Here is a 20903-nt window from a genome sequence, read left to right as displayed (position 1 = left end):
TGACGTACTGGTTGGTTCGTTCAGTTTTCAAAGATCAAAAGTTTTCGTTTGCCGCTTCAAAACAGCGACTTAATAATCATATCATTGTGACTCGTTTAAGTCAACAACTTTTTTAAATGATTTTTTGTGTGTCGTTTTCGGTTTGCTTTATATTCGCTCGCCTTTCCCGACAACGATTAATAATATACCATGGATCAAAAATGGAATGCAATACTTTTAAGGGATTTTTTTATCTTTTTTTAAAATCTCCTCTATATATAGGAATTTAAAAAAACTAAAAAGCCCAGGGTAGTCCCTGAACTTTAGCATGAGCTTAGTTTTCTTTTTTCTTTTTAGGCATGTATTGCAGACATTCTTCCCGGGAGCCAAACCTCCGGAATATTTGAAATAAAACATCATACCGTTCTTCCATTGCTCTTTTAATCCCTGTATCTATTCGGTGGTCTCCTAAATCAAATGTGATTTCTTCCATCTCTCTTTTTAAAAGATATTCAATCTCACGTTGTTCTTGATCATTGATTATTATTCCGTGCATAGCCAGAACCTCCCTGATAACCAACCTTTATATATTTTTACCCCAAAATCATTGTTTTTAGCATAGGTTGTCCTTTTTTTCATATGTATAGAACATATTGGAAGGAAGGAGTTGCAGATACTTTGAGCTTTTATACGTGGAAAGTGGAACGGTTAAAGCGATATGGCGTTGTAGTAGCATTAGCACTATTTTGTGCGTTATTTCTTTGGTTAGGTCAATGGAGCCAACTTCCTGTTTTTTCTAATAATGGTGAACCTCGAGCATTAACCCAGGGGAGTGAGGATGTATCATTTGTCGCTTTGACTTTTAATATCAGCTGGGGAAGCGACAAAGTGTATGAAATTTTAGAGCAGCTGGAATCGCACCAGGCCCAGGCGACTTTTTTTGTTAGCGGTGAGTGGGCAGAACGCCACCCCGATATTGTGACAGCTATCCAGGAAGGAAAACATGAAATAGGAATGATGGGATATGAATATGAAAGCTATTTAGAATTAAAACCTGAACAAGTACGATCGGATTTAAGTAAAGCTCAGGAAACTTTTGAAAAACTAGGATTTGAAGAAATCAAATGGATCCGTCCCCCTCATGGACATATGGATAAAGAGATACTGAAACTGATTGAAAATCAAGGCATGCAGGCTGTGCAGTGGAGTCTGAACCCTAGAGATTGGGAAAACCCCGGAACAAACGCCATTATTGATCAAGTTTTAAACGAGGGTGAAAAAGGAGATATTATTTTATTACACGCTTCAGATTCTGTTAAGCAGACACCAAAAGCTTTAGAGGTCATTCTCCCTGGATTGAAGCAAAAAGGATTAAAATTAGTCAGCATATCCGAACTGGTAAGCGGCGGTGAATCAGAAACTACTCAAATTAATTAAAAATCAGCCACTGTGAAACCACAGTGGCTGATTAATTTAAGCAGCGTTTTCCTGATTATTTGTCAGGCGGTGAAGAAGAAGAAGCTGATAAGCATTACAAGCAAGCAGTGGAATAATCATCATCCATATATAGTCACTTCCCTGTGCTCTCAAAGCAGGAACCCATTCTACCGTGGTAACAACCACCATAAAAAACAGAGCTGGAATAAAAGCATGCCGCTTCGTCTCTTTTGCTTTTACAGTGGCCACCACTAAGGATATAACTAAAATTCCTAAGGCAGTTAATAAAAACCCTCCAATTGAACCTTCCTCAGACGCTTGATAACGGAAGTAAACGAGATCAAATAATGTAAAGGCAATTAAAAATAACTGCAGTGCAGGCCAAAAAGATCTGAATAAGCCTTTTCCAAACTGATTAACCGTTAGATAAGCAAAGAAGCCCATTTGACTAATGACACTGAATATAAATCCAAGACCGGAAAAGAATAATAACAAACCCACTAATTCAAATAATTGAAATGGCTGAAGAACTTCGGCATAAGAATTTTGTTTAAATATAAAACTGGTTACGAGGGTTAAAACTCCGCCAAGCAGCAGCGTCGTTAAAAATAACCTCACCCATTTACGACTATTCACGCGTGTTCCCCCTAAATGCAAAAAAGATTTTCTTACGTATTTTATCATGAAGCGCGGCTTTTTTCCTCCTGCCGTATAAAATTTGTCGAAACGCGAATAGTAAGACCAAGGAGAACGAAAGAAAGGGGACATCCTATCATGTCCAAAATTCGCTTTTTATGTCCCGTCATCATTCTTGTTTTCCTGGCAGCTTGTAACGGCAGCTCAGGAGCAAGCCAACAGGCGGATTATGATACAACGAAAAAAATGATTGTGGATATATTGAAAACCGATGAAGGCAAAGAAGCCCTCACGGAAGTTCTCTCTGATGAAAAAATGCAGCAATCCATGACTCTTGAATCCGAAGTCGTGGCCCAATCGGTCAGTGACACCTTAGTTTCTGATAAAGGGAAAGAGTTTTGGAGTAAGCTGTTTGCTGATCCTTCTTTCGTACAAGGTTTCAGCAAAACCTTGGAAGAACAAGAAAAGGATCTATTGAAAGGTTTAATGAAAGACCCTGAGTACCAGAAGCTCTTAATTGAGATATACAAAAATCCTGAAATGATGGAGCAAATGGTTACGGTTATGCAGGGACAGAAGTTCCGTGAACATCTTGAGAAGACAATACAGGAGACATTAAATAGTCCTGTGGTTCAAGCCAAGATGAGTGAAACGATGTTAAAGGCTGCAGAAAAAATGAAAACCAGTGAAGGTTCTTCCTCTTCCGGAGGAGAAGGCGAGCAAGGTGGAAGTGGAGAACAATCCGGCAGCGGTGGCCAGGAACAGGGCGGCGGATCTTCCCAGTAAAAATCACGCGTTTCCCTTAATGAAGGGAAACGCGTGATTTATTATTTAATACTTATCAATAATTTTAGCCGCAATATTCCGGTAGCTTAACCCGATTGGGTGATCGGATTGATAAACGGAAGGAGCGAACACATCTTCATCCTCGTACGGCTGCTGTAGAGGAATATGACCGAGCACGCCGGTTTGCAGTGTTTCAGCAAGCTTCGTTCCTCCTCCGCGTCCAAAGACAAATTCTTTATTTCCGGTTTCCTTACTTTCAAAGTAAGCCATGTTCTCGATAACTCCGAGGATTTCATGCTCTGTCTTCAAAGCCATCTGCCCAGCTCGTGCAGCTACAAAGGCAGCAGTCGGATGAGGAGTCGTCACAATAATTTCCTTAGACGAAGGAAGCATGGAGTGAACATCCAAAGCTACGTCCCCTGTGCCTGGCGGTAAATCAAGAAGTAGATAGTCAAGATCGCCCCATTCCACTTCTTTAAAGAAGCTTGTCAGCATCTTACCAAGCATAGGGCCCCTCCAAATAATTGGGGAGTTATCTTCCACAAAGAATCCCATGGAAACGACTTTTACTCCGAATCGCTCAACAGGGATAATCTTTTCCCCGCGGACAACCGGGCGCTCTTCCACACCCATCATATCCGGTACACTGAAGCCATAGATATCAGCATCAATGATTCCTACTTTTTTACCTAACCGCGTAAGTGCTACTGCCAAGTTGACCGTAACTGTTGATTTACCAACGCCGCCTTTACCACTGGCAATAGTAAGGAATTTTGTATTGGAGCCGCCATCAAGTAAAGATTCTTCCTGCTGACTTTCCGCTTCCGGCTGAAACTTATTAATCACATCTTCTGGAAGCTGATCAAATCGAAGCCCTACAGTAGCTGCCCCGCCGCTTTTCAGTGCGTTTACGATCGTCTGTTGAAGCTCCATTTGTTCTGCCGTGTTTGTTTTAGCAATTAACACTTTAACACTGACGTGGTTTTTTTCTTCTTTAATTGATATATCTTCAATCCCACCGGTTTCTTCTAACGTTTTATGTAAAAACGGATCTTCGATTGGATGAAGGATTTCTAGTACTTTTTCTTGTGTTAACAAAGCCGTTCACCATCCTTAGAAATGTTCAATAATGCTAGTATAACATATCTGAAACGCTTTCTAAGTAATTTGCTTACAATCCATTTTCAGAAGGATATTCTCTCTCGGTCACATACCGAAGTACCCCTTGATAAATGGAGGCAGCCATTTTTCTTTGATATTCCTCCGATTTTAGCAGCTCCCGCTCTTCTCCGTTCGAGAGAAATCCCGCTTCCACAAGTGCCCCCGGAGCCTCTACATGCTTAAGCAGATAAATGGACGTCAAATCCATAGCCTGTCGGTCAGTGTTTTCAAGATTCGTTCTAATTTCCGATTGAATGAATCTGGCCAGGTGTTCACTTTGGGGATTGTTTGAATTAAAGAAAGTCTGAGCTCCTCTCCATTTAGGAGATGGAATAGCGTTTAAATGAATACTTAAATAAAAATCCGCTTCTTTTTCTTTAATGTACTGAACTCGGTTACGAATATCTTCTGATTTCCGCCTGGATAAACTCCCGGCATTTTCAGAAGCCAGATCCTTATCTTCATTTCTGGTTAAATACACAAGTGCTCCTGCTTCCTGTAGATAGTCACGCAAGTATTCACTCATACGCAGGGTGATTTCTTTCTCCTGTGTACCATCTGTTCCTTCTGCTCCACCATCAGCCCCTCCATGTCCCGGATCAAGCACAATAATCTTTCCAGATAGAGGAGATGACCACAGTGTCCAGGCATCTTTTGCTTCCTGCAGAGGATAAGATACAAGGCAGACAAGTATAATTATTCCCACTAACCATAAGGTGGTCTTCATTTTACGGATCATTCTTCCACACTCCTTAAACTCCCTAATTCACTATATGGGACAAGAGTGAAGAATATGAACAAGTGATAGATGATCCATGTAACCCCTTCATACAGCAGTTCTGTTACGCTCTGTGAGACTTGCTGGATTCACTTGCTTTATCGATATCATTGGCAAATTTCCTATTTTCATTTGTAGACCTGAACACGTATAAACAGTCTCTGAAAAAGAATAGAAAAGGAACAATAGCCTATTCACTAACGACCTTTACAATTTAAAATACATGGATCTATTTTTTATAGTCATTTTTCTTCATAATAGTTAAAGAATCCTTACATATTGTCGTTCTGCCTATTTTACATTATCGCCTCCCTAACCATAGCTGGATCGCATATAAATACTATATCTGAAAACAGATGCTTGTATTGGAAAAGGAGGTTCAATATGAAAATCAAAGCAACTCAAATCCAGCAAGCGGTGGACAATATATCATGCATGCTTACGAATTTAACTTGTAGGGAGCTCCCCCAGCGAGGCGGTCGTCAAGGAAGAGTCTTTACCTTTCTCAACGGCAGTACCGTTACACTCCAACGAGTCAATCTACAGGTCACCGGAACCGCGATGGTTACTTTTGAAGACGAAACTACCGTGTCTGTTGAATTTAGTATTTGCGACCGTTATTACTTATGTGCTCCTCAAGGAACAGCCATCGACTGCCAGGTTATTGAATACTCGTGCGAGATTTGTACGGTTACCACTTCAGAAGTTACTGTAGTAATCGACTTATGTTTAGATGTAAAATCGTCTACTACAGTAACGTTAGACGTGGATGCTGTCTTCTGTAATCCCAGAGCACAGCAAATCGAAAAATCCTGCCCATCTCCAGTTCTCCCCCCGCAATGCCCGGCAGTGTTCGGTCGTGGAGTAGTAGAGAACAAAACCAGCTATCCAGCCCTCTCTTCGAACCCACTTATTGTTGTACAGCAAGGGGAAAAACTATGTATGCGTGCAGCTAAAGTTTACGATTGGATTCAGGACGGAATATATACTACGCTAGCGATTGCAAGACCTGCCATTACAGGTCGCATCTTTAACGTGGATCAAGGGACCCTTTATGATTTAATTGATGTCGCAGTTGAAGATGCAAATTCGGGGGACACATTACTCATTTCGCCAGGAGCTTATCCTCAGGATACTTCACTGATCATTGATAAGTCTTTAACACTTCGTGGAAGCTCTGCGGAACAGACCAGAATAACCTTCCCTGATACCCTCCCTGACGCTGCTGCCTTAAGACTACGCGCTGATAATATTAATGTAGAAAGGCTTTCTCTCTTCAGAACAACAGACGAAGATGCCGAGGAGGACACCTTACTAGAAATTCCTCAACGAGTACCAGGAGATTATTACGAAGGGATAACCATTCGTGATTCGATTCTCGAAGGTGGCAAACGAACTGCACGCATAAAGGGAAAGGACCTTATATTTGAACGAAACATTATCATTCATACGGGAGATGAAGAATCTTTAGAGATTCAAGGGGCCTTAGGAGAAACTGCCATTAAGGACAATACTTTTCGAGGCGGTGATTTAAGCCGTGGCACAGTCACGTTTGTAAGAGCCTTAGAAGAAGACCGATTTGCAGGAACATTGAGGCTCGAAAGGAACAGAGTGGAACGACATACCCAGCTTGCCTTATTCGACACGAGAAACTATGAAGATGTCTCTATTTTGGTTCGAGAGAACGAATTCGATCATGAGGATCGAGGAGGTAACTCTATTGTCTTCCTACCGTTTGAATTTCCTGAGGTAGAATCAATTCTTATTGAGGAGAATGAAGTAACCAACCCTAACCCAGGTTGGCTTGCTGTGTATGTGGATTACAGTTCCGGCGGCGATACTTCTCCAGAGCCGGGGCAGATCCAAGTGCTTATCAATCGATTTGTTTTTGAGCAGCCCTGGGGAGAAGAAACAGACATTATCTCACCTGTAGCTCCAGTCGGATTTACTGCTTCTGGTGAAGACTTTAATATGGGGCTAGAGGATTTTGAATTAGAAGGTAATATCGTACCCAACGAACCACCCCAGGAAATAGAATAATGAAGAATGAGAGAAAAGCACGTCATGACGTTCTTCTCTCTACATATTGAGTTCCCTCATAACAAGACCATAATTGTAAGGATCCTATCGAATTAGTTGCTAGGGCATGTTAATAATTAATAAAAAAAGACCCTCAACCAAAATGGTTGAGAGTCTTTGAAATGTTGATATCTTAACGTTTGGAGAACTGTGGAGCACGACGAGCACCTTTAAGACCGTATTTCTTACGCTCTTTCATACGTGCGTCACGCGTTAGCAATCCTGCGCGTTTTAGTGGTGTACGGTATTCTGGATCTGCTTCTAACAAAGCACGAGCGATACCGTGACGGATTGCACCAGCTTGTCCAGTGAATCCTCCACCGTCTACGTTTACATAAACATCATAGTTACCTTCTGTTTCTGTAACAGCTAAAGGCTGCTTCAGAATCATGCGAAGAGTTTCATATGGAAAGAAGTCTTCAGCATCACGTTTGTTGACTACTACACGACCAGTTCCTGGAACAAGACGTACACGAGCAGTTGATTTCTTACGACGTCCAGTACCGGAGTATTGTACTTGTGCCACTCTTGATTACCTCCTTTTATTATCCGCGAAGTTCGTAAACTTCTGGTTGTTGTGCTTCATGCTTGTGTTCGTTACCAGCATAAACATGAAGTTTCTTACCCATCTTACGTCCAAGGCTTCCTTTTGGCAGCATACCTTTAACAGCAAGTTCTAGCATTTGCTCTGGGTATTTCGTGCGCATTTCGTTAGCTGAACGGGCTTTCAAGCCACCTGGGTGGTTTGAATGACGATAGTAGATCTTGTCATTGATTTTGTTACCAGTCAATTGAATCTCTCCAGCGTTGATGATGATTACATGATCACCTGTGTCAACATGGGGAGTGTACGTTGGTTTATTTTTACCGCGAAGGATCGCAGCAACTTCGCTTGATAAACGGCCAAGTGTCTGCCCTGCAGCATCCACAACATACCATTTACGTTCCACGTTGTTTTCATTTGCCATGAAAGTTGTGCGCATGTCGGTTTCCCTCCTGAATTGTTAATTTTTACAAAGCTTCGTTTATTTATCTCAAATACGATTAGTTTCCGGGGCTAATCGTGGTATAGAAATAAAATGCCATAGAATATAATATAACACTCTTATTACTAATGTCAAGAGAATACACACCAGGAATCGTTGTTATTATAAAAAAATTTATTATCCGCCCTTATTCATAATCAACCTTCCATAAGAAAAGTCCATGCGGAGGAGCCGTATTTCCTGCGAATTCACGATTCTCTTTCTCAAAAATAGACGGAATATCTGCTGGTTCTCTTTCGTGATGCCCTACTTCAAGCAATGTACCTACAATGATCCTCACCATATTATACAAGAAACCTGAACCTTTGAATTGAAAGATGAGTTCTTCACCTTTCTGAACTACAGAAGCCTGATGAATGATGCGTACTTTGCTTCCTTTCACATCAGACTTTGGTGAACAAAAAGAAGTAAAGTTATGCTCCCCTTCTATATAGCGGCAAGCTTCTTTCATAGCGGGGACATCCAATTCTTTTCTAATATGATAATAATAATGGCGCTTAAAAATATTTGGTTCTTTAGAATTCCAAATGAAATAGCGGTATTCTTTTCCAGTGGTATCGTAGCGAGCATGAAAATCGCTGCTTACCGGTTCAGCCTTTGTTACCGTAATGTCTGCAGGAAGCATAGTAGCGAGGGCACGTTTCCAATTCTCCATTGGAAGCTTCAGCTCGGTATCAAAATGAATGACTTGTCCGATCGCATGAACCCCGGAGTCCGTTCGCCCAGAAGCTATCACTTTTATTTTCCGGCCCTTATGAATTTTAGTAAGAACTTTTTCTAATTCTTCCTGTACGGTTTTTCCATTTAGTTGAACTTGATACCCCGCATAGTTGGTACCGTCATATTGAATGATACATCGTATTCGCTGCAAAACGTTTTCCTCCATTTAACTCCTGGTTAAGAAAAGCCCAATCACTAATATAATGAACATGATATATAAATAGACGTCTGATTTACCTAAGTGGAGCTCTCTTAATTTTGTTCGGCCTTCACCGCCTTGATAACCTCGCGCTTCCATGGCCATAGCGAGCTCCTCAGCTCTTTTAAAAGCACTGACAAACAAAGGTACCAAAAGAGGGATTACCGCCTTCACACGGTCTTTAAATGAGCCTGTGCGGAAATCTACTCCCCGGGAAGCCTGTGCTTTTGATATTTTCTCTGTTTCTTGCATAAGAGTAGGAATGAATCTTAGAGAGATAGACATCATTAAGGCTAGTTCGTGTACAGGAAAGTTCACTTTTTTCAAGGGGCCTAAAAGCTCTTCTATCGCATCCGTAATTTCAATAGGTGTAGTAGTAAATGTTAAAAGGGACGTCACCATGATTAAGAGAAAGAATCGAAGGGATATAGCAGCTCCCTGAATGAGACCCTCTTCATATATTTCCCACCCTAATATACTAACCAATACCTCTCCCTGTTTGGTTACTATAAGGTGAAGCAGGAAAGTGAAAATTACCAAAAACCATACAGGCTTAAGACCCTTCATAATATAACTTAGCGGGATACGGGAAGTGGCAGCACTTCCGATAGCAAAAAAAGCAAGAAGTCCATAACTCATAACAGAATTAGCAAAAAACACAATGATGACAAAGAAAAAAATAATCGCAATTTTAGACCTTGGATCCAGCCGGTGAACAAACGAATCACCCGGAATATACTGACCGATGATCATTGAATTACTCATACACCCGGTCCCCTTTCACTATACGGGTTAATTCCTTTGCTAATTCTGCTATGCTCTGACCCGTGTATTCAATTTCAACTCCGAGCTGTTTCCTGACTTTTGTTACAAACTGTATAACCTCAGGAACATCCAGCTGCACATCCTCAAGCGCTTGTTGTTGTTTAAAGATCTCCAGCGGAGCACCTTCCATATAAACCTTACCATGATTGAGAATCACAATGTGATCTGCATAAGCAAGTGCATCTTCCATGCTGTGAGTGACTAAGATAGTAGTAAGCTGCTTATCTTTATGCAGTCGATGGAACATATTCATAATTTCTTTTTGGCCATTAGGATCCAGCCCTGCGGTGGGCTCATCAAGCACAAGTACTCGCGGATCCATGGCAAGAACTCCCGAAATAGCTACCCGACGCATTTGACCTCCGCTTAAGTCAAAAGGAGATCGTTCGAGGAGGTCCTCATGAATTTGAGTTGCTTTTACGGCTTCTCGTGTTCTTCGGTGGATTTCTTCTTGCGGCACCCCAAAGTTTTGAGGACCAAATGCAATATCCTTTGCTACGGTTTCCTCGAATAATTGGTGCTCCGGGTACTGAAAAACAACTCCCACTTGTTCACGAAGCTTTCTAAGCTGCTTGTTTTTTTCATTAGCCTTAAGATGATACTCTCCAACTTTCACCTCACCACTAGTCGGCTGAAGCAATCCATTCAAATGCTGTATAAGAGTCGATTTACCTGATCCTGTATGACCTATTACAGCGACGTAGGAACCGGAGTTGATCCTAAAGGACACCTCATCCAACGCTCGGTGCTCAAATGGGGTATTGGGTTGATAGGTATAACTTACCTTGTTGAATGAAATGTCCATAATTCCTCCAGTAACTCCTGGTGATTCAGTGGCTCACGTGTTAGAGGCAGACCAGCGTCCTTTAATTCATCTGCCAGTTTGCTTACAAAAGGAGTATCTAAGCCAATTTCAATTAATTGTTTCTTCTTCGTGAAAAGCTCTCTTGGAGTGTCTTCCATCCAAATCTCTCCCATATTCATTACAATCACCCTGTCCGCCTGCGTAACTTCTAATAAATCATGAGTAATAGTGATGAGGGAAAGATCCCGCGCGTATTGCACTTCACGAATGGTTTCCATAATTTCTTTTCGACCTTTAGGATCAAGCATCGCAGTTGCTTCATCCAGAATAATATATTGGGGTGATACGGCTAGAACACTCGCAATGGCGACTCTTTGTTTTTGCCCTCCAGAAAGCCGATGAGGTTCATGCCGTTCATAACCATTCATCCCAACGGCTTCTAAGCTCTCTGTAATACGTTCTAACATTAAGTCTCTTTCCATACCGTGATTCTCCATACCAAAAGCCACGTCATCTCTAACAGTGGTACCCACAAACTGGTTGTCCGGATTCTGAAAAACCATCCCTACCTTCCTCCGTATATCCCATACAGTTGAAGCGGTAACGGGCTGACCATCTACTAAGATTTCCCCTTCTTGAGGAAATAACAAACCATTCATTAACTTTGCAATGGTAGATTTCCCAGATCCGTTATGCCCAATCATCGCTACCCATTCATTATTATAAATCGTAAAACTTACGTCTTTCAGAACCCACGGCATATCTTCCTGGTACCGAAATGAAACATTTCTAAACTCGATCTGAGTGCTCCCCATACATTTCCCCTCCACTCATCTGACTATTTCCCAGGAAATACGACATATTTCTGGATTTCAGACCTTTGCTTACATCCATAACATATTTTTGAGACCTTCAGGCCAAAGTAGATATAGTATTTTTGACAAATAAAAAAAGGGCTGGATTCAACCTCACGATGAGATTCATTCCTGCCCTTTTATACCAGTGGTAGTCATTAAACTAATTCAATGATCGCCATTTTAGCTCCATCACCTTTACGCTCGCCTAGCTTAAGCACGCGAGTGTAACCACCTTGACGGTCCTCATAGCGTGGGCCAATGTCAGAGAATAGCTTTTGTAAAGCTGTTTGATCTCCTTCTTCATCAGCGTCAGCCTTATAGAGGAATGACTCAGCTTGACGACGGGCATGAAGATCGCCGCGTTTACCTAGAGTAATCATTTTTTCTACCACAGAACGAAGCTCTTTTGCTTTAGCTTCTGTTGTTTCTAAACGCTCATGAATGATCAAGTCGGTCGCTAAGTTGCGAAGAAGCGCCAAACGTTGATCAGTTGTACGTCCTAGTTTTCTAGCCATTGATAATCCCTCCCTTACCGTTAACTCTGTGATGCTCTATTAATCAGTCTTCTTTTCTTAAACCTAGTCCAAGTTCATCCAACTTGTACTTCACTTCTTCAAGTGACTTGCGTCCAAGGTTACGGACTTTCATCATATCTTCTTCCGATTTATTCGCAAGTTCCTGTACTGTATTAATACCAGCACGCTTCAAGCAGTTGTATGAACGAACGGAAAGATCAAGCTCTTCAATCGTCATCTCAAGAACTTTCTCTTTTTGGTCCTCTTCTTTTTCAACCATGATTTCAGCTTTTTGAGCTTCATCCGTTAAGCCGACAAAGATATTGAGGTGCTCCATATAGATCTTAGCTCCAAGAGAAATGGCTTCTTCGGGACGAATGCTTCCGTCAGTCCACACGTCCAAAGTAAGTTTATCGAAGTTTGAAGTTTGACCAATTCTTGTATTTTCAACTTGATACGTTACACGGGATACTGGCGTAAAGATTGAATCAACCGGGATCACGCCAATTGGCAGGTCCTCATGGTTGTTTCCTTCTGCAGGTCGATATCCTCGACCACGTTCCGCTGTAATACGCATACGAAGATTAGCTGTGCTATCTAATGTGGCGATATGAAGGTCCGGGTTAAGAACTTCAACATCACTATCATGCGTAATATCAGCAGCTGTGACTTTTCCTTCACCCTGCACATCAATCTCTAAAGTCTTTTCTTCGTCAGAATAAACTTTCAAAGCTAGTTTCTTCAGATTCAAAATAACAGTGGTTACATCTTCTACGACACCATCAATAGTCGAGAATTCGTGAAGAACACCCTCAATTTGAACTGATGTTACAGCAGAGCCAGGAAGTGAGGATAATAGGATACGACGCAAGGAGTTACCTAGAGTTGTACCATACCCACGCTCAAGCGGTTCTACGACGAACTTACCAAAAGTGGACTCATCGCTGATCTCAACCGTTTCAATTTTTGGCTTTTCAATTTCGATCATTTACACTAAACCCTCCTTCAAAACGTCGAAACCCCGGTTAGACTTTGGTCTAACCGAAATTCCTCAGGTAGGCAGTTCCGATACAAGACAACTGCTTTTTTCACTGTCTACATGCGCTTGATTTAAAAACCTATCATAACCCATTATAGACAGGGTGACAAATTCTATTCAGAACTATTATACGCGACGACGTTTTGGTGGACGGCAACCATTGTGTGGAACTGGAGTCACGTCACGGATTGCCGTGATATCAAGACCAGCTGCTTGTAGTGAACGGATCGCTGCTTCACGACCTGCACCAGGGCCTTTAACTGTAACTTCTAGAGTTTTCATACCGTTGTCCATAGCATCTTTCGCTGCAGCTTCTGAAGCCATTTGAGCAGCAAATGGAGTAGATTTACGGGATCCTTTGAAACCAAGGGAACCTGCACTGCTCCAGCTGATGACGTTTCCTTGAACATCAGTGATCGTAACGATTGTGTTGTTGAATGTAGAGCGGATGTGTGCCATTCCCGACTCTATATTCTTTTTCGCCTTACGTTTACGAGTACGTGTGTGTCCTTTACGTGCCATAAGGTTAGCTTACCTCCTTTATCTTTCGTTTATTTACGCTTGTTGGCCACTGTACGACGTGGGCCTTTACGTGTACGAGAGTTGTTTTTTGTCTTTTGTCCACGAAGCGGAAGCCCGCGGCGGTGACGGATTCCACGGTAAGAACCGATCTCAATCAAACGTTTAATGTTTAGAGAGTTCTCACGGCGAAGATCACCTTCAACGTTTTGGTTATCAACTGCTTTACGAATCTTAGCAAGTTCGTCTTCTGTAAGATCGCGAACACGAGTGTTCTCTGATACGCCGGCTTCAGCCAGAATCTCAGCAGCTAGTGATTTACCAACACCATAGATATAAGTTAATGAAACGACGATGCGCTTATCGCGCGGAACGTCTACACCTGCTATACGTGCCATGTGCTACGTACACCTCCTTCAGATTAACCTTGTTTTTGTTTATGCTTAGGGTTTTCACAGATTACCATGACTTTACCTTTTCGTTTGATGACTTTGCATTTTTCGCAAATTGGTTTTACAGAAGGCCTTACCTTCATCATCCATACCTCCTTTAAGATCGGAGTTTTTATTTATAACGGTACGTAATACGTCCTTTACTTAAATCATACGGGGATAGCTCAACCGTCACTTTGTCCCCTGGCAGAATTCGAATGAAGTGCATGCGAATTTTACCAGAAACGTGTGCTAATACGGTATGACCGTTCTCGAGTTCAACCTTAAATTGTGCATTTGGTAAGGTTTCAACGATTGTCCCCTCAACTTCAATTACATCGTCTTTCGCCATCGAGTTGATCTCCCTTCTTCAAATCAGTCACTGCTTCATTGACATATTTTGATACGGCAAATCGAAGCTTGCCATTTGTGACACGACCAGTTTCTAGAAGGCTGTTCTGGACTTCCGGAGAGATGAAATCCATAAGCTCAATATGCTGCAAATTCTTTTTCTTTGGTCGATCATACTTACGTTTCTCTCCGTCGGCAAGCAGCACAAAGCGGCCATCCAGTACATCGATAACTACCGCATACTGTCCTGCCTCACGCCCCTGCACAATACGAACAATTTGACCTATTCGTGGACTCGACTCAGATTCGTTCAAACACGATCACCTTCATTTAGGATTTAGTTAATACTTCGTAACCCTCTTCTGTAATCGCGATGGTGTGTTCAAAATGCGCACACATTTTACCATCTTTTGTGACCACAGTCCAACGATCTGGCAGGGTTTTTACGTAACGTGTCCCCGCGTTCACCATTGGTTCTACAGCCAATACCATTCCAGGCTTGAGTCGAGGACCTTTATTCGGCGGACCGTAATGAGGTATCTGGGGATCCTCATGAAGCTCCTTGCCTACTCCGTGTCCTACATACTCACGTACAATCGAATATCCTTTCGATTCTGCGTAGCTTTGAATGGCATGGGATATATTTGAAAGGCGCTCACCTGGGTTTGCTTCATCAAGTCCTTTGAACAATGATGTCTCTGTCACTTTTAGCAAATCCAATGTTTTATCATCTACAGTGCCGACTGGGTACGTCCAAGCCGAGTCACCATGATAACCCTTGTATTTAGCACCAATATCAATACTGATAATATCTCCTTCATCCAATACCCGATCACCAGGTATTCCATGGACGAGCTCTTCATTGACCGACGTGCAAATACTACCACGGAATCCATTATAACCTTTAAAAGATGGGATTGCATCCATACTGCGTATGAAATCATCAGCAATCTTATCCAATTCGCCAGTCGTTATGCCTGGGTGGATTTTTCTTTCCAGCTCCTGGTGCGTTAAGGCGACTATCCTGCCAGCTTCACGCATGATATCTAATTCCCGTGGTGTTTTACAACTAATCATTTAGATAGGTCTCCAAGTACTTCATCAATGTTTTTGAATACGTCGTTGATATCCTTATCCCCTTCAAAAGACACTAAATATCCTTTGTCGCGATAGAAGTCCAGAAGTGGCTGCTGTTGTTCCACATTCACTTCAAGGCGCTTCCTTACAGTTTCCGGTTGATCGTCTTCTCGCTGAATCAACTCAGAGCCATCATGATCGCATTTCCCTTCCTCTTTTGGAGGATTGAATACTACATGATAAGTGGCACCGCAAGTCGGGCAGATGCGTCGTCCAGTCAGACGCTCGATGAGTTGGTCTTTTGGAACATCAATATGAAGCACATGATCTAACGTGTCATCCATATCGCTTAACAAATTCTCAAGGGCGTCAGCTTGAGCAATGGTTCTCGGAAAGCCATCCAGAAGAAAACCTTCCTTACAATCCGGTTTGCTCAGACGCTCGCGAACGATTCCGATGGTAACTTCATCCGGAACCAATTCGCCTTTGTCCATATATGATTTTGCTTCCTTACCTAGCGCTGTTCCTTCTTTGATAGCTAAACGGAACATATCTCCAGTTGAGATATGAGGGATGTTATATTTTTCGACTATCTTCTCTGCCTGTGTGCCTTTACCAGCACCAGGAAGACCCATCAGAATTAAGTTCAACGTGTTCCCCTCGCTCTCATTATTCATTAGTTCTTCACTAATTATTTAATAAAACCTTTATAGTGACGTTTCACAAGCTGACTCTCCAGCTGTTTCATCATTTCCAGAGCAACCCCAACAACGATGAGTAAGCTGGTTCCGCCAATTTGAACGGTTGGCGGCAGTTGTGCCACAGAACCTAAGATGATCGGCAGGATTGAGACAGCTGCCAGGAAAATAGATCCTACAAACGTTAACCGGTACATCACACGTGTCAAATACGTTTCTGTATTTGCACCAGGACGTATCCCTGGGATATACCCGCCTTGCTTCTTCAAGTTCTCTGCCATTTGTTCTGGGTTAACCTGAACAAAAGTATAGAAATAAGTGAAGGCAATGATCAACGCTACATAGATAATCATCCCAGGCCAATTCTGGTAATCAAAGATATATTGAATAACAGATGCTATTTCACTATTTTCGAAGAATCCAGCTACTGTTCTAGGCGCGATAATAAAGGATATCGCGAAGATTACTGGAATTACTCCTGCAGCATTAACCTTGATTGGTAAATGAGTGGAATGTCCTCCAACAGGAGAACGGTTTACCAAGCGCTTGGCATACTGGATAGGAATTTTACGCAATGCCTGCTGGATGAAAATAACTCCAACTACAACGGCTACTATAACAAGTGCGATTAACGCAATGATCACAAGATTGATAAACAGTTGCTCTCCTGCACCGGAGATATACTGATCATACAACTGGTTTACACCGGTAGGAATCGCAGCTACAATACCCGCAAAAATCAGAATGGAAATACCATTTCCGACGCCGTGGGATGTGATTTGTTCACCAAGCCACATAAGGAAAGCTGTTCCGCCTGTTAATACCAGAGCAATTACCAGGAATTTCGTTACGCCTGGATCCGCGATCAACTGACCGCCTGCCAGAGCATTAAAACCAATCGACATTCCAATTGCCTGAATGAAAGCGAGAGCGATCGTTCCATAGCGGGTAAACTGAGCTAATTTTCGACGGCCGACTTCACCTTGCTTTTTCCATTCCGCAAACTTAGGGACAACATCCATCTGTAACAATTGCATGATGATTGAGGCTGTAATGTAAGGCATGATCCCCATGGCAAAGATGGAGAAGTTCTGTAATGCCCCGCCTCCAAATGTGTTCAAAAAGCCAAAAGCGTTTTGTTCATCCATGAAGTTAATAGCATCTCTGTTTGTAAATGGTACAGGGATGAATGTCCCTAACCGGAATACGATCAGCATAGCTAAAGTGAAAAAGATTTTCCGCCGAATATCACCCACGCGCATAAAATTGGAGATTGTACGGAACATTAAATCACCTCAGTTTGACCGCCCGCTGCTTCAATTGCTTCTTTCGCTGAAGCAGAGAACTTATGAGCTTTCACTGTAAGTTTTTTATCGATAGATCCTTTACCAAGAACTTTAATTCCGGATTTTTGGTTGCTTACCGCACCAGATTCAAGCATTAGTTCAGGAGTAACCTCTGTTCCCTCTTCAAAACGGTTAAGAGCATCAAGGTTGATAATCGCAAATTCCTTACGGTGTACGTTAGTGAAACCACGTTTTGGAAGACGCTGGAATAGTGGCATTTGTCCACCTTCGAAGCCTGGACGAGTTTTGCTGCCAGAGCGCTGACCCTGTCCTTTGTGGCCACGACCGGATGTTTTACCATTTCCAGAAGCCATTCCACGACCTACACGATTACGTTCTTTACGAGCGCCTTTTGCCGCTTTAAGTTCATGCAGTTTCATGCGAGCACCTCCTTATTTCTTTTCTAGTTAAACTTCTTTAATCGATACAAGGTGAGATACCTTATTAGCCATACCTCGGATCGCTGGGTTATCTTCAAGTACGACAGTTTGGCGGATCTTATTCAGACCCAGCGCCTTGACAGTAGAGCGTTGATCCTTCGGTCTACTAATAACACTGCGCGTGAGGGTAATTTCTAATTGTTTTTTAGCCATTATATTTCCCTCCTTATCCTACAGTTCTTCTACGGACTTCCCACGAAGTCTTGCAACGTCTTCTGCGCGCTTAAGCTCGCTAAGTCCAGTAAGTGTTGCACGCACCATGTTAATAGGTGTGTTAGAACCTAGTGACTTAGAAAGGATGTCTTGGACACCTGCAAGCTCAAGTACCGCACGGACAGGTCCACCTGCGATGACTCCAGTACCTTCAGCAGCTGGTTTCATCAAGATGCTTCCTGCACCGAAACGTCCAGTAATCTCGTGTGGAATAGTCGTATCTTTAATTGGTACTGTGATTAGGTTTTTCTTAGCATCATCAATTGCCTTCTTGATAGCTTCTGGTACTTCTTGAGCTTTTCCTGTACCAAAACCTACATGACCATTTTTATCTCCTACAACAACCAATGCAGCAAAACGGAAACGGCGTCCGCCTTTTACAACTTTTGCAACACGATTGATTGTTACTACGCGTTCTTCAAGATCTAATTTATTAGGGTCAATTTTGTTATTCATTTATGTCCCTCCTTTAACGATTAAAATTGTAGGCCGGCTTCACGCGCGGCTTCTGCTAGAGCTTTCACACGTCCATGGTACAAGTAACCTCCGCGGTCAAATACTACGATATCATAACCGTTATCAACCGCACGCTTCGCAAGCAATTCGCCGACTCTTTGAGCAGCTTCTACGTTACCTGTTACGTCTAGATCAAAGCCGTTTTCCATAGTAGATGCGCTCGCTACAGTTACTTGGCTCTCGTCATTGATTAATTGAGCATAAATGTGTTTGTTAGAGCGATATACGTTCAAACGCGGACGTTCAGCTGTTCCGAAAACATTCTTACGAACGCGTGCATGACGCTTTTTACGAACGACATTCTTATCTGCCTTTGTGATCATCTGGGTCACTCCTTTCTATACATTACCTACGAATCTTACTTACCTGTTTTACCTTCTTTACTGCGTACACGCTCACCCTGGTAACGAATACCTTTACCTTTATAAGGTTCTGGTGGACGGATCGCACGAATTTTAGCAGCAACAGCTCCGACTAATTCTTTGTCGATACCTTTGATGGTTAATTTCGTGTTGGTAGGGACTTCAATTTCAATACCTTCGCGGACCGGGACCTCAACAGGGTGGGAATAGCCAGCGTTAATAACTACTTTTTCTCCCTGCTTTTGAGCACGGTAACCTACACCAATAATTTCAAGGGATTTTTCGTATCCTTTGGAAACACCTTCAACCATATTAGCGATCAGGCTGCGGGTAGTACCGTGAAGAGCACGATGTTCTTTGTGGTCACTAGGACGCTCTACTGAAAGAACATTATCTTCAATCTTCACTGTCATGTCCTTGTGGAAAGTACGAGTCAATTCGCCTTTTGGACCTTTTACTGTGATCGTATTGTTATCCTGAATGATTTCTACACCTTCAGGAATTTCTAATGTTTTTAAACCTACGCGAGACATATTTTTGCACCTCCTGTCTTATCTGAGTTTTCTACCAGATATAAGCTAGGACTTCGCCACCGATGGCTTGTTCACGAGCTTCTTTATCTGTTAATACACCTTTTGAAGTAGATACTACGGCTATACCAAGTCCATTAAGAACTTTTGGAAGCTCTTCAGCTTTTGCATAAACACGTAGTCCTGGTTTACTGATACGTTTCAGGCCGCTGATCACACGTTCGTTGCTTTGTCCATATTTAAGGAAGATGCGAAGAACGCCTTGTTTACTGTCTTCAACATATTCATAATCACGTACAAAACCTTCACGTTTTAGAATGTCAGCAATTTCTTTCTTCATGTTGGAAGCTGGAAGCTCAAGCTTCTCGTGACGCACCATGTTAGCGTTACGAATACGCGTAAGCATATCTGCAATTGGATCTGTCATTGTCATAACTCATTTACCTCCTTCCCTGTCTCGGGTTTACCAGCTGGCTTTTTTGACACCAGGGATTTGTCCTTTATATGCAAGTTCACGGAAACAAATACGGCAAAGCTTAAACTTACGAAGTACAGAGTGAGGACGTCCGCAACGTTCACAGCGTGTGTACTCACGTACTTGATACTTCTGGTTACGCTTCTGTTTCGCGACCATTGATTTTTTAGCCACTATTTTCCCTCCTTATGGTTAGATCGTTATTTCTGAAACGGCATACCGAATTGAGTCAATAGCTCACGAGCTTCTTCGTCAGAATCAGCTGTTGTAACGATAACGATGTCCATACCACGCACTTTATTTACTTTATCGTAATTAATTTCTGGGAAAATTAATTGTTCTTTAACGCCAAGTGTGTAGTTTCCACGTCCGTCAAAAGCTTTTTTAGAAATACCACGGAAGTCACGCACACGTGGTAGAGATACTGAGATAAGCTTTTGGAAGAATTCATACATACGCTCTCCGCGAAGGGTAACTTTTGCACCGATAGGCATACCTTCACGTAGACGGAAACCTGCGATTGATTTCTTAGCTTTCGTAATGACAGGTTTTTGACCTGAAATTAATGTTAATTCTTCTACTGCTGTATCCAGAGCTTTTGCGTTCTGAACAGCATCACCAACACCCATGTTGATAACGATTTTCTCGACTTTAGGCGTCTGCATAACTGACTCATATTCAAATTTGTTCATCAGAGATGGAACAATTTCTTCTTGATATTGTTTTTGTAGTTCGTTCATCGTGTGGCCCTCCTTTCATATCTGGATTATTTATCTAGTGCTTCACCAGATTTTTTCGCGATACGAACTTTCTTACCGTCCTCGACTTTGTATCCAACACGTGTTGGCTCGCCAGTCTTAGGATCGATCGGTAATACGTTAGAAACGTGGATAGATGCTTCCTGTGTCAGGATTCCACCTTGGGGATTTTCTTGTGATGGTTTAGCGTGTTTTTTAACTTCGTTAACACCTTCTACAAGAACACGTTCCTTTTTAGGATAAGCTTCAAGGATCGTCCCTTGCTTGCCTTTATCCTTACCAGTAATAACCATTACTTTGTCACCTTTTTTTACGTGCATGCTTC

General features: G+C 42.2%; 32 protein-coding genes. 3 read left to right on the top strand and 29 right to left on the bottom strand.

The annotated features are described in order from the left end of the window. Positions 1-313 precede the first annotated feature (313 nt). Positions 314-535, bottom strand: coding sequence for a hypothetical protein (locus ACTWP7_RS18095; RefSeq protein ID WP_443124388.1), 222 nt, complete (start codon positions 533-535; stop codon positions 314-316). A 122-nt stretch (positions 536-657) separates the two neighbouring features. On the opposite strand from ACTWP7_RS18095, the gene pdaB reads away from it, so the two are divergent. Continuing rightward, entirely contained in the window at positions 658-1416 is a 759-nt protein-coding gene (gene pdaB, locus ACTWP7_RS18090) for a polysaccharide deacetylase family sporulation protein PdaB (RefSeq protein ID WP_443124387.1), read from the top strand. Positions 1417-1452: 36 nt separating this feature from the next. Here pdaB and ACTWP7_RS18085 read toward each other — a convergent pair whose 3' ends face one another. After that, positions 1453-2052 carry a KinB-signaling pathway activation protein gene (locus ACTWP7_RS18085; RefSeq protein ID WP_443124386.1) on the bottom strand — a complete coding sequence of 200 codons (600 nt, stop codon included), beginning with the start codon at positions 2050-2052 and terminating at the stop codon, positions 1453-1455. 138 nt (positions 2053-2190) lie between these two features. Between ACTWP7_RS18085 and gerD the strand changes: the two genes are divergently transcribed. Continuing rightward, positions 2191-2838 carry a spore germination lipoprotein GerD gene (gene gerD, locus ACTWP7_RS18080; RefSeq protein WP_443124385.1) on the top strand — a complete coding sequence of 216 codons (648 nt, stop codon included), beginning with the start codon at positions 2191-2193 and terminating at the stop codon, positions 2836-2838. Between the two features lie 45 nt (positions 2839-2883). On the opposite strand, the gene ACTWP7_RS18075 is transcribed toward gerD, so the two are convergent. Further along, entirely contained in the window at positions 2884-3936 is a 1053-nt protein-coding gene (locus tag ACTWP7_RS18075) for an Mrp/NBP35 family ATP-binding protein (RefSeq protein ID WP_014641458.1), read from the bottom strand. Positions 3937-4009: 73 nt separating this feature from the next. Next, a complete protein-coding gene (gene cwlD, locus ACTWP7_RS18070) occupies positions 4010-4738 on the bottom strand; it encodes an N-acetylmuramoyl-L-alanine amidase CwlD (protein WP_443124384.1) in 729 nt (242 codons plus the stop codon). Positions 4739-5161: 423 nt separating this feature from the next. Between cwlD and ACTWP7_RS18065 the strand changes: the two genes are divergently transcribed. After that, positions 5162-6817 (top strand): hypothetical protein, encoded by a 1656-nt coding sequence (locus ACTWP7_RS18065; protein ID WP_443124383.1) that lies wholly within the window; start codon positions 5162-5164, stop codon positions 6815-6817. A gap of 172 nt (positions 6818-6989) precedes the next feature. Here the strand turns inward: ACTWP7_RS18065 and rpsI are convergent, their stop codons facing one another. The 25 genes from rpsI to rplX form a co-directional block, all read right to left on the bottom strand. Continuing rightward, positions 6990-7382 carry a 30S ribosomal protein S9 gene (rpsI, locus tag ACTWP7_RS18060; protein ID WP_014641454.1) on the bottom strand — a complete coding sequence of 131 codons (393 nt, stop codon included), beginning with the start codon at positions 7380-7382 and terminating at the stop codon, positions 6990-6992. A 19-nt stretch (positions 7383-7401) separates the two neighbouring features. Further along, positions 7402-7839 (bottom strand): 50S ribosomal protein L13, encoded by a 438-nt coding sequence (gene rplM / locus ACTWP7_RS18055; RefSeq protein WP_014641453.1) that lies wholly within the window; start codon positions 7837-7839, stop codon positions 7402-7404. A gap of 190 nt (positions 7840-8029) precedes the next feature. Further along, positions 8030-8773 carry a tRNA pseudouridine(38-40) synthase TruA gene (truA, locus tag ACTWP7_RS18050; RefSeq protein ID WP_443124382.1) on the bottom strand — a complete coding sequence of 248 codons (744 nt, stop codon included), beginning with the start codon at positions 8771-8773 and terminating at the stop codon, positions 8030-8032. 15 nt (positions 8774-8788) lie between these two features. Next, positions 8789-9586: an energy-coupling factor transporter transmembrane component T family protein gene (locus tag ACTWP7_RS18045; protein ID WP_443124381.1), complete on the bottom strand. Its 798-nt coding sequence runs from the start codon at positions 9584-9586 to the stop codon at positions 8789-8791. Further along, positions 9579-10451, bottom strand: a complete 873-nt coding sequence (locus ACTWP7_RS18040; RefSeq protein ID WP_443124380.1) for an energy-coupling factor ABC transporter ATP-binding protein — start codon at positions 10449-10451, stop codon at positions 9579-9581. The genes ACTWP7_RS18045 and ACTWP7_RS18040 overlap by 8 nt, the downstream gene beginning before the upstream one ends. Then, positions 10427-11266, bottom strand: a complete 840-nt coding sequence (locus ACTWP7_RS18035) for an energy-coupling factor ABC transporter ATP-binding protein (RefSeq protein ID WP_443124379.1) — start codon at positions 11264-11266, stop codon at positions 10427-10429. Before ACTWP7_RS18035 ends, ACTWP7_RS18040 begins: the two co-directional genes overlap by 25 nt. A 197-nt stretch (positions 11267-11463) precedes the next feature. Beyond that, positions 11464-11823 (bottom strand): 50S ribosomal protein L17, encoded by a 360-nt coding sequence (gene rplQ, locus ACTWP7_RS18030; RefSeq protein ID WP_014641448.1) that lies wholly within the window; start codon positions 11821-11823, stop codon positions 11464-11466. 43 nt (positions 11824-11866) lie between these two features. Beyond that, positions 11867-12811 carry a DNA-directed RNA polymerase subunit alpha gene (locus ACTWP7_RS18025; protein WP_014641447.1) on the bottom strand — a complete coding sequence of 315 codons (945 nt, stop codon included), beginning with the start codon at positions 12809-12811 and terminating at the stop codon, positions 11867-11869. Between the two features lie 177 nt (positions 12812-12988). Further along, positions 12989-13384: a 30S ribosomal protein S11 gene (rpsK, locus tag ACTWP7_RS18020; protein WP_089752391.1), complete on the bottom strand. Its 396-nt coding sequence runs from the start codon at positions 13382-13384 to the stop codon at positions 12989-12991. Positions 13385-13413: 29 nt separating this feature from the next. After that, complete coding sequence (gene rpsM / locus ACTWP7_RS18015; RefSeq protein WP_014641445.1) at positions 13414-13779, bottom strand: 30S ribosomal protein S13; 366 nt, start codon at positions 13777-13779, stop codon at positions 13414-13416. A gap of 23 nt (positions 13780-13802) precedes the next feature. Beyond that, positions 13803-13916 (bottom strand): 50S ribosomal protein L36, encoded by a 114-nt coding sequence (gene rpmJ / locus ACTWP7_RS18010; protein ID WP_002509257.1) that lies wholly within the window; start codon positions 13914-13916, stop codon positions 13803-13805. A 29-nt stretch (positions 13917-13945) separates the two neighbouring features. Next, positions 13946-14164: a translation initiation factor IF-1 gene (gene infA, locus ACTWP7_RS18005; RefSeq protein ID WP_422165908.1), complete on the bottom strand. Its 219-nt coding sequence runs from the start codon at positions 14162-14164 to the stop codon at positions 13946-13948. Beyond that, on the bottom strand, positions 14142-14477 hold the full coding sequence (locus ACTWP7_RS18000) for a KOW domain-containing RNA-binding protein (RefSeq protein ID WP_014641443.1): 336 nt from the start codon (positions 14475-14477) through the stop codon (positions 14142-14144). The genes infA and ACTWP7_RS18000 overlap by 23 nt, the downstream gene beginning before the upstream one ends. Positions 14478-14493: 16 nt before the next feature. Beyond that, a complete protein-coding gene (gene map / locus ACTWP7_RS17995; protein WP_443124378.1) occupies positions 14494-15240 on the bottom strand; it encodes a type I methionyl aminopeptidase in 747 nt (248 codons plus the stop codon). After that, on the bottom strand, positions 15237-15890 hold the full coding sequence (locus ACTWP7_RS17990; protein ID WP_014641441.1) for an adenylate kinase: 654 nt from the start codon (positions 15888-15890) through the stop codon (positions 15237-15239). Before ACTWP7_RS17990 ends, map begins: the two co-directional genes overlap by 4 nt. Positions 15891-15931: 41 nt before the next feature. Continuing rightward, complete coding sequence (gene secY, locus ACTWP7_RS17985; RefSeq protein WP_014641440.1) at positions 15932-17224, bottom strand: preprotein translocase subunit SecY; 1293 nt, start codon at positions 17222-17224, stop codon at positions 15932-15934. After that, positions 17224-17664, bottom strand: a complete 441-nt coding sequence (gene rplO / locus ACTWP7_RS17980) for a 50S ribosomal protein L15 (protein WP_014641439.1) — start codon at positions 17662-17664, stop codon at positions 17224-17226. The genes secY and rplO overlap by 1 nt, the downstream gene beginning before the upstream one ends. 27 nt (positions 17665-17691) lie before the next feature. Then, entirely contained in the window at positions 17692-17877 is a 186-nt protein-coding gene (gene rpmD, locus ACTWP7_RS17975; protein ID WP_014641438.1) for a 50S ribosomal protein L30, read from the bottom strand. An 18-nt stretch (positions 17878-17895) separates the two neighbouring features. Next, positions 17896-18393: a 30S ribosomal protein S5 gene (rpsE, locus tag ACTWP7_RS17970; RefSeq protein ID WP_014641437.1), complete on the bottom strand. Its 498-nt coding sequence runs from the start codon at positions 18391-18393 to the stop codon at positions 17896-17898. A gap of 20 nt (positions 18394-18413) precedes the next feature. Beyond that, entirely contained in the window at positions 18414-18776 is a 363-nt protein-coding gene (gene rplR / locus ACTWP7_RS17965) for a 50S ribosomal protein L18 (RefSeq protein ID WP_014641436.1), read from the bottom strand. Positions 18777-18811: 35 nt separating this feature from the next. Continuing rightward, positions 18812-19348 (bottom strand): 50S ribosomal protein L6, encoded by a 537-nt coding sequence (gene rplF / locus ACTWP7_RS17960; protein WP_443124377.1) that lies wholly within the window; start codon positions 19346-19348, stop codon positions 18812-18814. A 31-nt stretch (positions 19349-19379) separates the two neighbouring features. Further along, entirely contained in the window at positions 19380-19778 is a 399-nt protein-coding gene (gene rpsH, locus ACTWP7_RS17955; RefSeq protein WP_014641434.1) for a 30S ribosomal protein S8, read from the bottom strand. Between the two features lie 30 nt (positions 19779-19808). Beyond that, positions 19809-19994 (bottom strand): type Z 30S ribosomal protein S14, encoded by a 186-nt coding sequence (locus ACTWP7_RS17950; RefSeq protein WP_014641433.1) that lies wholly within the window; start codon positions 19992-19994, stop codon positions 19809-19811. 26 nt (positions 19995-20020) lie between these two features. After that, positions 20021-20560: a 50S ribosomal protein L5 gene (gene rplE, locus ACTWP7_RS17945; RefSeq protein ID WP_014641432.1), complete on the bottom strand. Its 540-nt coding sequence runs from the start codon at positions 20558-20560 to the stop codon at positions 20021-20023. Positions 20561-20586: 26 nt separating this feature from the next. Further along, a complete protein-coding gene (gene rplX / locus ACTWP7_RS17940; RefSeq protein ID WP_014641431.1) occupies positions 20587-20898 on the bottom strand; it encodes a 50S ribosomal protein L24 in 312 nt (103 codons plus the stop codon). Positions 20899-20903 lie beyond the last annotated feature (5 nt).

This window comes from Halobacillus sp. B29, assembly GCF_052246755.1.
Classification (GTDB): domain Bacteria; phylum Bacillota; class Bacilli; order Bacillales; family Halobacillaceae; genus Halobacillus; species Halobacillus halophilus.
This window is presented reverse-complemented; position numbering and strand designations above follow the sequence as displayed.

Bases quoted from the DNA above. Each gene is read 5' to 3' on its own strand.
- rplR (WP_014641436.1), bottom strand. From the start codon at position 18,776: ATGATCACAAAGGCAGATAAGAATGTCGTTCGTAAAAAGCGTCATGCA.
- ACTWP7_RS18065 (WP_443124383.1), top strand. From the start codon at position 5,162: ATGAAAATCAAAGCAACTCAAATCCAGCAAGCGGTGGACAATATATCA.
- rpsM (WP_014641445.1), bottom strand. From the start codon at position 13,779: ATGGCACGTATAGCAGGTGTAGACGTTCCGCGCGATAAGCGCATCGTC.
- rpmJ (WP_002509257.1), bottom strand. From the start codon at position 13,916: ATGAAGGTAAGGCCTTCTGTAAAACCAATTTGCGAAAAATGCAAAGTC.
- rplE (WP_014641432.1), bottom strand. From the start codon at position 20,560: ATGAACGAACTACAAAAACAATATCAAGAAGAAATTGTTCCATCTCTG.
- gerD (WP_443124385.1), top strand. From the start codon at position 2,191: ATGTCCAAAATTCGCTTTTTATGTCCCGTCATCATTCTTGTTTTCCTG.
- rplO (WP_014641439.1), bottom strand. From the start codon at position 17,664: ATGAAACTGCATGAACTTAAAGCGGCAAAAGGCGCTCGTAAAGAACGT.
- ACTWP7_RS18045 (WP_443124381.1), bottom strand. From the start codon at position 9,586: ATGAGTAATTCAATGATCATCGGTCAGTATATTCCGGGTGATTCGTTT.
- ACTWP7_RS18095 (WP_443124388.1), bottom strand. From the start codon at position 535: ATGCACGGAATAATAATCAATGATCAAGAACAACGTGAGATTGAATAT.
- rpsE (WP_014641437.1), bottom strand. From the start codon at position 18,393: ATGAATAACAAAATTGACCCTAATAAATTAGATCTTGAAGAACGCGTA.
- rplQ (WP_014641448.1), bottom strand. From the start codon at position 11,823: ATGGCTAGAAAACTAGGACGTACAACTGATCAACGTTTGGCGCTTCTT.
- rplM (WP_014641453.1), bottom strand. From the start codon at position 7,839: ATGCGCACAACTTTCATGGCAAATGAAAACAACGTGGAACGTAAATGG.
- secY (WP_014641440.1), bottom strand. From the start codon at position 17,224: ATGTTCCGTACAATCTCCAATTTTATGCGCGTGGGTGATATTCGGCGG.
- ACTWP7_RS18040 (WP_443124380.1), bottom strand. From the start codon at position 10,451: ATGGACATTTCATTCAACAAGGTAAGTTATACCTATCAACCCAATACC.
- map (WP_443124378.1), bottom strand. From the start codon at position 15,240: ATGATTAGTTGTAAAACACCACGGGAATTAGATATCATGCGTGAAGCT.
- rplX (WP_014641431.1), bottom strand. From the start codon at position 20,898: ATGCACGTAAAAAAAGGTGACAAAGTAATGGTTATTACTGGTAAGGAT.
- rpsH (WP_014641434.1), bottom strand. From the start codon at position 19,778: ATGACAATGACAGATCCAATTGCAGATATGCTTACGCGTATTCGTAAC.
- rpsK (WP_089752391.1), bottom strand. From the start codon at position 13,384: ATGGCACGTAAAGGACACACACGTACTCGTAAACGTAAGGCGAAAAAG.
- rpmD (WP_014641438.1), bottom strand. From the start codon at position 17,877: ATGGCTAAAAAACAATTAGAAATTACCCTCACGCGCAGTGTTATTAGT.
- ACTWP7_RS18025 (WP_014641447.1), bottom strand. From the start codon at position 12,811: ATGATCGAAATTGAAAAGCCAAAAATTGAAACGGTTGAGATCAGCGAT.
- rplF (WP_443124377.1), bottom strand. From the start codon at position 19,348: ATGTCTCGCGTAGGTTTAAAAACATTAGAAATTCCTGAAGGTGTAGAA.
- ACTWP7_RS18035 (WP_443124379.1), bottom strand. From the start codon at position 11,266: ATGGGGAGCACTCAGATCGAGTTTAGAAATGTTTCATTTCGGTACCAG.
- infA (WP_422165908.1), bottom strand. From the start codon at position 14,164: ATGGCGAAAGACGATGTAATTGAAGTTGAGGGGACAATCGTTGAAACC.
- cwlD (WP_443124384.1), bottom strand. From the start codon at position 4,738: ATGATCCGTAAAATGAAGACCACCTTATGGTTAGTGGGAATAATTATA.